Genomic DNA, 14038 nt, shown 5'->3' with positions numbered 1-14038 from the left:
CATTGGGAGGGAAACATCGTGACGACAATCGATTTAAACTGTGATTTAGGAGAAAGTTTTGGAGCTTATAAAATGGGGAATGATGATGAAATTCTTCCGTTCGTTTCCTCTATAAACGTTGCTTGTGGTTTTCATGCGGGTGATCCGACTGTAATGAGGAAAACGGTCGAAAAGGCACTGCAGCATAACGTAGCAATAGGGGTACATCCTGGTTTTCCTGATTTAATTGGATTTGGAAGAAGAAACATGAATGTTTCAGCAAGTGAAGTATACGATTACGTTTTATATCAAATCGGCGCATTAGATGCTTTTGTGAAAGCGGCAGGCGGGAAAATGCATCATGTAAAACCGCACGGTGCCCTATATAATATGGCGGCGACAAATCCGGAAATTGCAGATGCAATCACGAAGGCAATTTATCATAGTAATCCCAATCTATTACTTTACGGATTAGCAAATAGCGAGGCGTTTATACAGGCTGCGGAAAAATATAATGTAACTCTCGTACAAGAAGCTTTTGCAGATCGTACGTATAAACAAGATGGGACATTAACGAGCCGGACAGAAGAAAATGCGCTCATAAAAAATGAAGACGAAGCGATAAAGCAAGTGCTTCAAATGGTGAAAGAAGGGTATGTAAACGCGGTGAGCGGAGAGAAAGTAGCGGTTCACGTACAAACAATTTGTTTACATGGTGATGGAGAGAAAGCAGTCCAATTTGCGGGAAAAATATACAGAACATTCGAACTTAATGGTATTTCTATTTGTGCACCGAAATAAAAAATAGGGGGAAGTGCTAGAAATGATTAAATTAATCGGGATACTACTTGTTGCGGTGGGCTTTTTATTTAGATTAAATACACTTTTAGTAGTTATGGTAGCAGGTATTGTTACGGGTATGGTTTCAGGGTTAAGCTTTTATGATGTGATTAGCATGTTTGGTAAATTTTTCATAGAAAATAGATATATGTCTATGCCGATTATATTAACTTTACCGGTAATCGGAATTTTAGAGCGTTACGGTTTAAAAGAAAGAGCAGAAGCACTTATAACGAAATCAAAAGGCGCAACAACTGGAAGAGTATTAATGTCATATTTTACGATAAGAGAATCATCAGCAGCACTGGGGCTGAACATTGGTGGTCATGCACAAACGGTAAGACCGCTCGTTGCACCGATGGCAGAAGGGGCTGCGCAAGGGAAATATGGTAAGCTCCCTGAAAAGTTAAGAGAAAAAATTAAAGCGAATGCAGCAGCTGCGGAAAATACAGCATGGTTTTTCGGAGAGGATATATTTATCGCGACTGGTGCTATTTTATTAATGAAAGGATTCTTCGATTCAGTGGGTATGCATGTCGGTGTATGGGATATGGCGCTTTGGGGCATTCCAACTGCAATATCAGCACTTATCGTAAGCTGGATCAGATTTAGAAGATTTGATAAATATATAGCGAAAACGATGGCATCAAAAGAAAAAGAAGAGAAGGAGGCAATATAAAATGAACATCATCACAATGGATACAATTTATTACGTATTAGGAATAATCGTTGCTTTTATCGCCGTTCGTATTGCATTTGATCGTCAACATCCAAATCGATTTGGTTCTAGCTCATTTTGGGCGCTATTTGCAGTTACCTTTTTATTCGGAAATGTAATCCCTTCGTTTTATGTTGGCTGTATCGTGCTCACTATGGTCGTGTTAGCTTCATTAAATAAAGTAACAAAATCAGAGGAGAAAGAAGTTCCAGTACAAGAACGTGTGAAACATGCGGAGAAATTAAAAAATAAAATTTTTATGCCTGCACTATTAATTCCTATTTTTACAATTATCGGTACGTTAACGTTAGGGAAGATTAAATGGGGGAATGTATCCCTTGTTGATCCGGATAAAGTCACATTAGTTGCATTAGCACTTGGGGCACTACTTGCATTCATTGCGGCGATGCGTATTACGAAATCGAAAATAACAACGCCTGTTCAAGAAGGAAGCAGACTATTACAAGCTGTCGGCTGGGCTGTTATTTTACCGCAAATGTTAGCAGCACTTGGCGGTATTTTCGCAAAGTCTGGCGTTGGACAAGTCGTTTCTGATTTAGTCGGACAAGTATTACCGACAGAATATCCGTTCGTTGCTGTTATGGCATATTGTTTAGGAATGATGCTCTTTACAGTCGTAATGGGAAATGCATTTGCAGCGTTTGCCGTTATTACTGGCGGAATTGGCTTACCTTTAATTGTTCAAATGCACGGAGGAAACCCGGCAATTATGGCCGCGCTCGGTATGTTTGCTGGATATTGCGGAACGCTACTTACTCCAATGGCAGCAAACTTTAATATCGTTCCAGCAATGCTTTTAGAGCTAAAAGATAAAAATGCAGTTATTAAAGCGCAAGTACCAATTGCTCTTTCAATCTTTATTATAAATATGTTTATTATGTACGGTCTTGTATATCGTTTCTAATTAGGAGGGAAAACTATGAAAACAGTATTACTAACAGGGTTCGACCCGTTCGGCGGAGAAAGCATTAATCCAGCTTGGGAAGTCGCAAAAAGTTTGCATGAAAAAACAGTGGGAGAATATAAGATTATTAGTAAACAAGTACCAACTGTATTCCAAAAATCAATCAGCGTATTAAAAGAGTATATAGAAGAACTAAACCCTGAAATGATTATATGTATTGGACAAGCTGGAGGCAGACCAGATATTACGATAGAGCGTGTCGCAATTAACGTTGATGATGCAAGAATTGCTGACAATGAAGGGAATCAGCCGGTAGATGTACCGGTTGTAGAAGAAGGACCAGCTGCCTATTGGTCTACACTTCCGATGAAAGCAATTGTAAAAAGGGTGCAAGAAGAAGGCATACCAGCTTCCGTTTCACAAACAGCAGGTACATTCGTTTGTAATCATTTATTCTACGGTCTCATGCATGAACTAGAGAAACGCGATAAGAAAATAAAAGGCGGATTTATTCATATTCCGTTCTTACCAGAACAAGCGAGTAATTATCCAGGTCAACCGAGTATGTCACTTTCTACGATTAGTAAAGGGATAGAATTGGCAGTTGAGGTAACGACGACAGTTGAGGTGGATATTGTTGAAATTGGGGGTACGACGCATTAAATAAATCGAATCGTACGACACCTCCTGTAAACAACTGGTATAATAAGTATAGGAAAATACATAGAGGTGATTTTTGTGCAACAATTTGAAGAAGTACGTTCAATTTTAGAAAAAGCGAAGAAAATTACAGTGTTAACAGGTGCAGGAGCAAGTACGGAAAGTGGTATTCCCGATTTCCGTTCAGCAAATGGATTGTATGCTGATGCGAATGTGGAGATGTATTTATCAAGAGGATATTATAATAGAAGCCCGAAAGAATTTTGGAAGCATTATAAAGAAATATTTCAAATTAATACGTTTCATCAATATAAACCAAATCGTGGCCATCGCTTTTTAGCTGAATTAGAAGAACAAGGGAAAGATATTACGATTTTAACGCAAAATATTGACGGTTTACATCAACTAGGCGGTAGTAAGCATGTCATTGATTTACATGGAACACTTCAAACAGCACATTGTCCGAAGTGTAAAGTGGGCTATGATTTGCAGTATATGATTGATCATGAAGTGCCTCGCTGCGAGAAGTGTAATTTCATTTTAAATCCAGACGTTGTTTTATACGGGGATACATTGCCGCAATATCAAAATGCGATAAAACGTTTATATGAAACAGATGTGCTTATCGTTATGGGAACGTCATTAAAAGTACAACCCGTCGCTTCATTCCCACAAATCGCAAAGAGGGAAATAGGGGCAATGACAATTTTAGTAAATGAAGAGTTAACAGGGCAAGAATATAACTTTGATTTTGTTTTTCAAAATAAGATTGGTGAGTTTGTTGAAGGGTTATCTTCAATGAAATAAGTTATCAAAAAAACTGAGGTATTCACCTCAGTTTTTTATTTGAATAATTACTGTTTTAAGCCACATGAAAACAGGTCGATAATGTAGTAACCACATCTCTATAATTTAAAAAAAAGTGTTTCGTAGGTAAAACCGCAGAGTAAGAAGTAATATTATCTTTAGCGAATACACAATCGTCATAAAGTAAGCTAATGTGTAGCGGTTGTAAAGGTTCAATTTCGTTTTGTTTTAAGTATAAAACTAAGTCGTTATAAAGTTGCGTACTATACTCACTTACAGACCATTCTAATGAATGCTGACCTACTATGCTAGTCCACCATACTTTAAAACTATACAGCATTTCTTTAAAGGATTCCTCATTACAGAATTGAGTGTCAAAAAGCTTCTCGTAAAAGATATTATTTTCCTCATGAAAAATTTGTAAATCATATCGGTCGTTAGCAATTTGTTTACGAAGTATATGCCATAATTCTTTGAAATGATCTTCAAGGTCAGTAGAGAAATTTAATTGTCTTGCTGTGTAAGGAAACCGCAAATTTTCTTTGTTCTCATGTTGGTTAAGATAAATGTTTTGAATATAAATCATAAAGTTTAAACAATATGACGTATTAGTATGAATTGTGAATGAACCTTTCATTTCATTTTCTCCTTAGTAATGCCTTTTATTGTTAGTATACAGAGAAATGTAAATGAATGGTATAAAAAAACAATTGTATACACTCTTTCTGTTAGAAGAAAATTCATGTTATGCCGAATTAAGGGAATGGTAATAAATAGGATATAAAATTAAAATACTGAAAATTAAATCTTTTATTTCTTTTGTAATTAATATAAAATTCTATATATATCATATAAATAAATTTGATACATAATGGTTCTATGTAGAAATGTTAATAGAATGAAGCGAGGGAGCGAAATGAGACAGAAAAAGGAGCAGAAGAAACAATCGAAAAAGAAAAAGACTCATATTCCATTTCGATTAAATGTACTATTTTTTATCGTCTTTCTTTTATTTTCAGCTATTATAATTCAATTAGGTAAAGTACAAATTATTGATGGAGAAACGTATAGAAATGAAGTGAACAAAAAGGAAGATGTAACGGTAAGCACTCCTGTTCCTAGAGGGAAAATGTTTGATCGGCAAGGTCAAGTGATTGTAAATAATAAACCACTACGAACCGTTACATATACGAAAATGAAAGGGGTAAATTCGAAAGAAGTTTTACAAGTAGCAAGAAATTTAGCCCAACTTATTGAAATGTCGCCAGAAGATATCAATAAGTTGACAGAAACCGATAAAAAAGATTTTTGGATGCAGCTAAATGAAAAACGAGCAGCAGAAAAAGTAACGAAAGAAGATGAGAGTGCATTTAGGAAGCAAGAGATTGAGGGGAAAGAATTAGATAAAAAAGTTGAAGAGTTGCGCCGTGAAAGAATTACGCCAGAAGAATTAAGCGAACTATCAAAAGAGGATCTAGAAGTACTAGCAATTAAAAGTAGGATGAATGCGGGATATAAAATGACGCCGCAAATTGTTAAAAAAGATGTAAGTCAAAATGAATATGCAATCGTAAGTGAAAGATTGGCAAGTTTACCAGGAGTGGATACGACAGTCGATTGGGAACGTGAATACCCAAATGATAAAATACTTCGTTCCATACTTGGTAGCGTTTCTACTGAAAATGAGGGCTTGCCAAGAGAACAGTTAGATTATTATTTAGTGCGTGATTATAACCGAAATGATCGCATTGGTAAGAGCTATATCGAGAAACAGTACGAAGATGCATTACATGGAACGAAAGAACAGTCTAAAAATATTACGGATAAAGCGGGGAATATTATTCGGACGGAAAAAGTGACTGAAGGAAAAAGCGGAAATAATTTAATGTTAACTGTTGATATGGAGTTACAGAAAAAAGTAGAGGAAAGTCTTGAAAAGAATTTACGAGCATTTCATTCTGCAGAGCCAATGATGGATCGTGCATTCGTCGTAATGATGAACCCGAAAAACGGGCAAATTTTATCAATGGGTGGAAAGAAAATTGTAAATAAAGATGGTGGCATGCAAATAGAAGACTTCGCTTTAGGAACGATGACAAGTTCTTATGAGTTAGGGTCAACTGTGAAAGGGGCTACGTTATTAGCCGGATATCAAACTGAAGCAATTAAGCCGTATACGCACTTCTTTGATGCACCAATGTATTTTAAAGGAAGTTCTAAACCAAAGAAATCGTGGAAAGACTTTGGTGATATTGATGATTTAAGAGCTTTACAAGTTTCATCGAATGTTTACATGTTTAATACAGCATTAAAAATGGCAGGTATAAATTATGTACCAAACAATCCGTTAGACATTAAACTAGAGACATTTAATAAAATGCGCTACTATTTTAGACAGTTCGGATTAGGTGTACCGACTGGAATTGACTTGCCGAATGAATCGATTGGTCAAATGGGTAGAACGGATAACATACCTGGTTTTTTACTTGATTATGCGATTGGACAGTACGATACATATACACCGCTGCAACTTGCTCAGTATATTTCAACAATTGCAAACGGCGGTTACCGAATGAAACCACAAATTGTACAAGAAGTGAGAGAGCAACCACATAGACCAGAGGATGTTGGAAAAGTTGTTCGGTCTATTGAACCAGTTATTTTAAATCGAGTGGATATGGACACTTCATACATTAATCATGTAAAAGAAGGATTTAGAAGAGTTTTTCAAGAAACTGACGGAACAGGTACTGCAACGTTTAAAGGATTACCGTATAAACCAGCTGGAAAAACAGGAACAGCTGAAACTGTATACGGTGGAGAAAGTGATATTGGAAGAGATGAAAACAATAACCGAAAAAAATGTTATAATTTAACTCTTGCCGGTTATGCACCATATGATGCTGATCCGGAAGTTGCTTTTTCAGTTGTTGTACCTTGGGTGAATGATGACAAATCAGGAATTAATTCCGCGATTGGTAAAGAGATTTTGGATTCATATTTTGAATTGAAAGCGAAAAGAGCGGGTGGAAATCCAGTCCCAGTAGAACAGCCGAACAAGGCCCAGTAAAAATAGTATCACTGCACAGAAACTTATTGTGCAGTGATATATTTTTTGAGTTGAAAAGCGTTTAAATAAGGTGGGAATGGATATGAAACAAGAGATTAAAAGAGGCTGGGGGAAATACATACTCTTCTTGTTTGTTTTGGTAGTAGCCTATCATTCTTTTACTTTATGTAAAGTGGAAGGGAAATCGATGCAACCGACTTTATATGAAGAAGACTACGTATTTGTAAATAAAGCAGCAGTACATTTTTCAAATTTAGAGCACGGAGAAATTGTCATTATAAAGGAAGAGGATGAGTCGAAATATTATGTAAAACGAGTAATAGGACTTCCTGGTGACGTAATTAACATAACGAATGGATCAGTATATGTGAATGATAAAAAGCAAGAAGAACCGTATACAAATAAAGATTTATTTAATAATACGCAAGTGTTTTATAACTTTCAAAAGACAAAAATCCCGCCAAATAAGTTATTTGTAATGGGAGATAATCGTGAACTTAGTAGAGATAGTCGAAATGGCCTAGGATATATTGAAGAAGATAATATAGTAGGCAAAGTGGAATTTGTATATTATCCTTTTTCAAAAATGAAGATCCTAGAATAAGTGGGGTTATACAAAACCCCACTTATTAAAGTTTCACTTTAACTTCTTTAAATAACCTTTTGGATTAAATGAAATGAAAAACTTATGCTTGGATTCATCGATTATGAAATTGTTATTTTTAGTCAAAAACTCTTCTACAGCTTCCATTGGACCAGGGCCCCAATCAGGAGAGAGGGGATTGCCGTTAATACTTGTATCTTCTACAATCAAATAACTGCCTTTTGTTACAATAGATTTGTATAGTAAAAGTTCTTTTGAGACATGTTCTTTACTATGATCAGAATCTAAAATAACTAAAATCACATCATCAGGTTTGCGCATACTTAAAATTGTTTGGACGGCCTGTACAGAAACAGAAGAAGCTGTTAAATACGTAATCCGATTATGTGACGGCCGATTTGGTTGTGGGAATATATCGATAGTAAGTACATGACCTTTTCCAATTAGATCTAACATAGAAGCTAAATATAGTGCGCTACCACCATAGAAGGTTCCACATTCAATAATTAAATCGGGTTTTAATTCGTGAATGATCTCTTGGTACAAAAAAAGGTCAGAGGGAAGTTTACAAATCGGAACCCCGAGCCAGTGTGTATCATGTAACCAAACGTTGCTGTCGTAATAAAGTTTTAGAAATTCATTGCTTATAGTATCGATGTTAATTCTCCTTTCTAAAAAGGATTCTTTCGCTTTACGTAAAGTGCTTACGTATGAAAGTTGTACTATATATTATGTAGTAAGGAATTGTAAGGCGAGTGTTTTTACTTAAAAATAAGCTAAATAACTCATGTGTAAAGGAAAGGAAATGGATGTATGTATAAGTACACAATTTGCTTCATTAGAAAAGGAAATGAAAATGATGTGAAGGAGATAACTTAAATTATGGTATTCAAAAGTGAGGAAGAACTAAATGAAGCTATCGAAGAAGCTAAAGCAAGTCTAGCAATAGAGGGTATGATTATTACAAAAGAAATGGAAAGAATTATTAAAGCGAAGGTAACAGGAAAGATAACGCATGAGCAATTTATCGCATTAGCTGATGCGATTGCAAGGCGTGAACTTACTTAACAATCTAAAAGGCACCACGAACTTTTGTTAAATAAACGGGAAAAAAGAGATGGTAAATCCATCTCTCAGACTGTAGACAAACTATTTTCGGAGAGTTCAGATGCTAAAAATAGTTTGTCTCTAGCTTTATGACGAATTTATCCAACAATATATATACGTAGTACGTTCTATGCTACAATTTACTATAAGTGAGGAAGGAAGGTGTCTTATGAAAATATCTGTTTATGTTGCAAGTGCATTTAGCAAGGATCATAAAGGTGGAAATAAAGCAGGAGTGGTATTTATGGAGAATACATTGACCACTACTCAAAAAATGGCAATAGCCAAACAACTGGGCTATGCGGAAACCGCATTTATATCAGAGTCCGAAATTGCTGATTATAAATTTGAGTATTTTACACCAAAAGAGGAAGTTGATTTATGTGGTCATGCCACAATTGGCTCTTTCGCGATACTGATGCATGTAAATAAACTTTTCAAGAATCGCTATACGATTGAAACGAAAAGCGGTGTTCTTACTATTACCATAAAAGATGACATCATATTCATGGAACAAAACGAACCGATATTCTATGATGTTATATCTCCAAATGAGTTTATCGACTGCTTTGACATTAAAGATATAGACAATACATACCCAATTCAAATTGTCTCCACGGGCTTAAAAGATATTTTAATTCCTATAAAAAGCGAAACACAATTACATACAATGCAACCTAATTTTGAAAAAATTAAAGAAATCAGCAAGTATTATAATGTTGTCGGGATGCATCTATATACTTTTAATGACAATCGAATTATATGCAGAAACTTTGCTCCGCTATACGACATCAATGAAGAAGCAGCGACTGGAACTTCAAACGGTGCATTAGCTTGCTACCTTTATGAACAGCGCTACTTACAAAAAGAAGTCTATGTATTTGAACAAGGTTATTCTTTACACTCGCCTTCCGAAATATTAGTTAAATTAGCAACCGATAGCGAGAATAAAATAGAAAAAGTTTATGTTGGTGGCAAAGGCTATTACTGTGAAACGAAGTGTTTAAATATAGAAAATATTGAGTGAAAATAAAAAAAGAGATGGTAGATCCATCTCTTTTTCATATGCTCCAGGATTAACCGCGAATCGCTTTAATCATAAAACGATGTTGCTTCACATCAAAATAACCTTTTTGTAAGATGATTTCATGTATACGATATAATTCCTCATTGTAACCTTCGACAGTAAAATCAGGAATTTGCCACGGAATCGCTTTTAAATAATAGACGATAGCGCCAATGTCGTAAAAGCGTTGAAAAGGGAACTCTTCTTTTTCTTCTAAAATAGTAAATCCATTTTCCTTTAACTCACAACATGCCGCTTCAAGCGACCAACTTGCAAATTCGCTATTTAGCGGTGTGTTAAACTGCTCATTCAGTTCCGCGCAATCGAGACCACCAACTTGTTGGGTAAAAAATATTCCATTAGGAGAAAGTATTCTTTTTACTTCAGAAGCAGCATATGATTCATGTTGATTTATGATTAAATTAAACTGACCATCTTGAAATGGTAAAGCAGTATCATCTGTTACCTCTATAACTGTAACCCCTAAAGGTTCTAATTTCTTCCGAGCAATCGGCACGTTTGGAGCATAGCCCTCAGTCGCAAAAATAGTTGATGGGAACGGTTGTAACATAGATAAAAACTCTCCGCCGCCAGTGCCCATATCTACCATTGATTCTGCATGCTGCATAAGTTGGAAAGCTGTACTGCCATATGACCACGATAAAGGCTCGCTCTTCATTCGACCCGTTTCTGAAATAAAAGAAAAATCCCAACCGCTAAAATTTGTATTAGCACTTTCTAATAAAGTTAAAAATAATAAATCACGTTTCATAATTGTATCCTCCTATTTTGTAAGTAAATGATATGATGAGAAAAGAAAAAAGGAGGACCTCTTATTAAAGGGGAACGGTTTTACGTTTCGTGTTCAAATAGATTCATATAAATTAGCTCCTTGTTAGAGTGGTTATTTGTATATTCGGGATAATTGAGTGGAAATCCTTTGAAGTTAGTAGGGAAGGTAGTTGTTTAAACGAAATAAGCCAAAAATGTTTCAAAATATTTTAAGACAAGGGTAATGTTTGAAAGAGAAAACCGCTTATACTTCAAAAATGAAGTATAAGCGGTTTTGTATAAAGTACTTAAAAAGAAAAATCTTTTGGCAAATTACCACTTTTTATCACCGTTCTTAACCCATGTTTTATAATCCAAGGATTAACCGGATGCTGTTTATCACGTAACTGCTGCAACCATTGAAAAACGAGTTCTTTATCTTCTTTCGTAATATCGTTAATATGATTGGCTACTGATTTTTGGACATATTTAGAAGGATCATTCATTAATGGTTCAAGAAGCTGTAAATTGTTCTTAAAGTCACCTTTCAGAGCTCCTATTTTTTTAGCCCAAGGAAGTCTGGGCCTTGTACCTTCGGAAACTAATCTTCTAATGTGGCTGTTTTCGTCATGAATCCACTGTTGTAATATGTGTAGTGTCTCTTCATGGTATGTTTCGAGAAAAGGCCGAATGGCATATTCAGCAGTATTCCTTTTTGTTATTTCATACATGGCGTTACATGAGGTTTCAAAATCGTTAAGCCCATATTTTTCAACGTATTTTGCAAAAGGCATGTACATATATCCGTTTGTAAATGTGCCTACTTCTGTTGTGTTTTCTGGCCCCAATGTTTTCAGTAAAATATGTATTGCTGCATTAAAATCTTTTTGTAATGCATCGTGTAATTCATCTGCTATTACTTCTATACGCTCTTTTAACTCTAAATTTTCAACTTTACATGTTACGGGAGATACGAAGTTTCTTTTAGAGAAATTAGGATCGTGTTTACAAATAGAATCAGCCATTATTTCTACTAATTCTTCATTAAATAAAAATTTTAACGGAACATAATTACCCATTTTTTCACCTCATTGATCAGCTGAAAATAATTTTTATTTTTTAATCGACAACCCATAAACTAAAGTCTCACTCGGAGTCGTAATACTAAAACCTGTCGTTTTATAATCAAGTGTCACCGTATCACCAGTGTAGTCTTTCGTAAATGAATCCATTTGTACGATAAACTCAGCATCTTCATATACAACATCATCTGCATCATATGTATCCCAAATTAAATCAACATCAACGAAAATACTGCAAGAGTTTGTCATTGTTCCTCTAATGCGAATGATTTTTTTGTCTTCACGTTCTAATCTATGTATAGCTGCTTTTGCTTCATCAGTAATGCGAATGTTCATGGTATCCCAACCTTTATGTATATTTCCTTTATTATTGCAAAAACAGGAGGAATAGGGAAGGGAGAAGCATGGGAATAAAAAACGAGCAAACATATTTGTTTGCTCGTTTCACTTTATTTCAATTCACATTTATCAAGTGGAATCACTTTCGTTTTCTTCGTAAATTTATATCCTAACCATAGTACTAAGAAGAGTGGTAAACCGATGTAAGAAACGAGTACACCGTTCCAATCGATTGCTTCGCCCATGAATGCGCCGTAGTTTTGTCCTAAAATTACGATGACACAAAGTGCAAATGCGAAGATTGGACCGAACGGGAACCATTTTGCTCTATATGGTAAGTCTTTTAAATCTTTACCTTGAGCGATATATGCTTTACGGAAACGGTAATGACTAATTGCGATTCCGACCCATGCGATAAAGCCAGACATTCCAGATGCGTTTAATAACCAAATGTATACAACACCGTCACCGAATAAGGAAGCAATGAAAGCGATACTACCAACAATTGACGTTACGATTAATGCGTTAACAGGTACACCGCGGCTATCTAATTTACCAAGAAACTTCGGTGCTTTACCTTGGCGAGCTAAGTCCCAAAGCATACGAGTTGATGCGTACATTCCAGAGTTACCAGCAGATAGTACTGCCGTTAAAATAACAGCGTTCATAACAGAAGCAGCAAAGGCAACGCCTGCTTTTTCAAAAATAAGTGTAAATGGACTTACTGTAACATCACTTGCGGCAAGGCTTTCAGTTGTATAAGGAATTAATAAACCGATAACGAGAATCGCAAGGATATAGAATAAAAGAATACGCCAAAAGATCGAGCGAATTGCTTTTGGAATGTTACGCTCTGGATCAGCAGTTTCACCAGCAGCAACTCCTAATAATTCAGTTCCTTGGAAGGAGAACCCAGCAGCCATAAATACACCGATAATTGCCATAATGCCGCCATTAAATGGCGCATCTGCAACAGTGAAGTTTTTAAAGCCAACAGATTCGCCGCCCATAATCCCGAAAATCATCATGAAGCCGACAATTAAAAAGATAATAATAGTAACTACTTTAATAAGTGCGAACCAATATTCAGATTCACCAAACCCTTTAACAGATAAATAGTTTAAAAGGAAAATAATAGCTAAACATAATCCACTCCAAATAAGAGAAGGGGTATCTGGGAACCAAAATTTCATAATTAATGTTACAGCAGCGAGTTCAGCAGCAATTGTAATGGCCCAGTTATACCAATAGTTCCATCCAAGTGCAAAGCCAAGGGACGGATCAACAAATTTTGTTGCATAAGTACTAAAAGATCCAGTAACAGGCATGTAAGCTGCGAGTTCAGCTAAGCTTGTCATTAAAAAGTAAACCATAATCCCGATTGCGGCGTATGCAATTAATGCGCCACCAGGTCCAGCTGAATGGATGACACCACCGCTGGCAAGAAATAGTCCGGTACCGATTGTACCACCGAGAGAAATCATCGTAAGGTGACGAGATTTTAATCCACGTTTTAATTCACCTTGTCCTTGTGTAGTTTGCGTTTTAGAGGTAGCTTGATTCGTTGCGCTATTCATGTTCAACACTCCTTTTCTTGTAAGATAGGAAGGAACGGGGGAGAAAAATACAAAAAACCGCCAAAGGAATTTGGCGGGACGTTTCACAAATAACCACCCCATCATACCCTTCTGTTAAGATAGCACCCCACGTTTACACGGTAATTTTGTAAACGTGACAGTTCTGTTCCTTTCGGAGACAGCCCCAGCTCATAATTCCAGAGAAGAAATATAAACTTCGGCAACTTTTCCTTTCAAACGGAGTCGGTGACATTCTCTGTGTCTCGTCCGTTTTACTCATAAAAGTCGCAACCTCTACCTCATCGGATTGATGAGGATTTGATATATTGCTAAGATTTTTAATATATGGCAATTGTAATGACTTTCTGAATATATTGCAAGATATTTTGTTAGGAAAAGTCAAAAAATATCGGTTATTGTATAGGAAACGTTTGCAAAACTCCACCCAAACCTACTGTTATGTAACAAAAAATAAAGAAAGAAATTGTTATAC

General features: G+C 35.8%; 15 protein-coding genes and 1 riboswitch. Of the genes, 9 read left to right on the top strand and 6 right to left on the bottom strand.

From position 1 onward, the window contains the following. Positions 1-18 precede the first annotated feature (18 nt). From pxpA to CER22_RS16835, 5 genes are all read left to right on the top strand, one after another. Entirely contained in the window at positions 19-780 is a 762-nt protein-coding gene (pxpA, locus tag CER22_RS16855; protein ID WP_088609227.1) for a 5-oxoprolinase subunit PxpA, read from the top strand. Between the two features lie 22 nt (positions 781-802). Further along, complete coding sequence (locus CER22_RS16850) at positions 803-1498, top strand: DUF969 domain-containing protein (RefSeq protein ID WP_142293500.1); 696 nt, start codon at positions 803-805, stop codon at positions 1496-1498. 1 nt (position 1499) lies between these two features. Further along, positions 1500-2462 carry a DUF979 domain-containing protein gene (locus tag CER22_RS16845; protein ID WP_088063875.1) on the top strand — a complete coding sequence of 321 codons (963 nt, stop codon included), beginning with the start codon at positions 1500-1502 and terminating at the stop codon, positions 2460-2462. A 15-nt stretch (positions 2463-2477) separates the two neighbouring features. Continuing rightward, positions 2478-3125, top strand: a complete 648-nt coding sequence (gene pcp / locus CER22_RS16840; protein ID WP_088609225.1) for a pyroglutamyl-peptidase I — start codon at positions 2478-2480, stop codon at positions 3123-3125. A gap of 75 nt (positions 3126-3200) precedes the next feature. Next, positions 3201-3929, top strand: coding sequence for an NAD-dependent protein deacylase (locus tag CER22_RS16835; protein ID WP_142293499.1), 729 nt, complete (start codon positions 3201-3203; stop codon positions 3927-3929). Positions 3930-3984: 55 nt separating this feature from the next. On the opposite strand, the gene CER22_RS16830 is transcribed toward CER22_RS16835, so the two are convergent. Continuing rightward, positions 3985-4566, bottom strand: a complete 582-nt coding sequence (locus tag CER22_RS16830; protein ID WP_088609223.1) for a hypothetical protein — start codon at positions 4564-4566, stop codon at positions 3985-3987. A gap of 279 nt (positions 4567-4845) precedes the next feature. Here CER22_RS16830 and CER22_RS16825 point away from each other — a divergent pair, with 279 nt between their 5' ends. Together CER22_RS16825 and lepB are read left to right on the top strand one after the other, a co-directional pair. Then, on the top strand, positions 4846-6999 hold the full coding sequence (locus tag CER22_RS16825; protein ID WP_088609222.1) for a peptidoglycan D,D-transpeptidase FtsI family protein: 2154 nt from the start codon (positions 4846-4848) through the stop codon (positions 6997-6999). Between the two features lie 82 nt (positions 7000-7081). After that, positions 7082-7603 (top strand): signal peptidase I, encoded by a 522-nt coding sequence (lepB, locus tag CER22_RS16820; RefSeq protein WP_088609221.1) that lies wholly within the window; start codon positions 7082-7084, stop codon positions 7601-7603. 33 nt (positions 7604-7636) lie between these two features. Here the strand turns inward: lepB and CER22_RS16815 are convergent, their stop codons facing one another. Continuing rightward, a complete protein-coding gene (locus CER22_RS16815; protein WP_142293498.1) occupies positions 7637-8260 on the bottom strand; it encodes a cephalosporin hydroxylase family protein in 624 nt (207 codons plus the stop codon). A gap of 225 nt (positions 8261-8485) precedes the next feature. On the opposite strand from CER22_RS16815, the gene CER22_RS16810 reads away from it, so the two are divergent. Then, the gene (locus CER22_RS16810) at positions 8486-8671 is read left to right on the top strand and encodes an antitoxin VbhA family protein (RefSeq protein WP_088609219.1); all 186 of its coding nucleotides are present in this window, start codon (positions 8486-8488) and stop codon (positions 8669-8671) included. A gap of 208 nt (positions 8672-8879) precedes the next feature. Next, positions 8880-9737, top strand: a complete 858-nt coding sequence (locus CER22_RS16805) for a PhzF family phenazine biosynthesis protein (protein ID WP_088609218.1) — start codon at positions 8880-8882, stop codon at positions 9735-9737. Between the two features lie 49 nt (positions 9738-9786). Here CER22_RS16805 and CER22_RS16800 read toward each other — a convergent pair whose 3' ends face one another. The 4 genes from CER22_RS16800 to CER22_RS16785 all read right to left on the bottom strand — a co-directional run bounded on the left by CER22_RS16800 (position 9787) and on the right by CER22_RS16785 (position 13545). Then, positions 9787-10548 carry a class I SAM-dependent methyltransferase gene (locus CER22_RS16800; RefSeq protein WP_088609217.1) on the bottom strand — a complete coding sequence of 254 codons (762 nt, stop codon included), beginning with the start codon at positions 10546-10548 and terminating at the stop codon, positions 9787-9789. A gap of 307 nt (positions 10549-10855) precedes the next feature. Next, the gene (locus CER22_RS16795) at positions 10856-11626 is read right to left on the bottom strand and encodes a DNA alkylation repair protein (protein WP_088609216.1); all 771 of its coding nucleotides are present in this window, start codon (positions 11624-11626) and stop codon (positions 10856-10858) included. A gap of 33 nt (positions 11627-11659) precedes the next feature. Beyond that, on the bottom strand, positions 11660-11965 hold the full coding sequence (locus tag CER22_RS16790) for an iron-sulfur cluster biosynthesis family protein (protein WP_060487256.1): 306 nt from the start codon (positions 11963-11965) through the stop codon (positions 11660-11662). Positions 11966-12078: 113 nt separating this feature from the next. Further along, entirely contained in the window at positions 12079-13545 is a 1467-nt protein-coding gene (locus CER22_RS16785; protein ID WP_001083377.1) for an amino acid permease, read from the bottom strand. A gap of 112 nt (positions 13546-13657) precedes the next feature. Next, positions 13658-13850, bottom strand: a riboswitch (Lysine riboswitch). Positions 13851-14038: the final 188 nt, after the last annotated feature.

Origin of the sequence: Bacillus sp. K2I17 (assembly GCF_002209985.1) — a bacterium.
GTDB lineage: Bacteria > Bacillota > Bacilli > Bacillales > Bacillaceae_G > Bacillus_A > Bacillus_A wiedmannii.
This window is presented reverse-complemented; position numbering and strand designations above follow the sequence as displayed.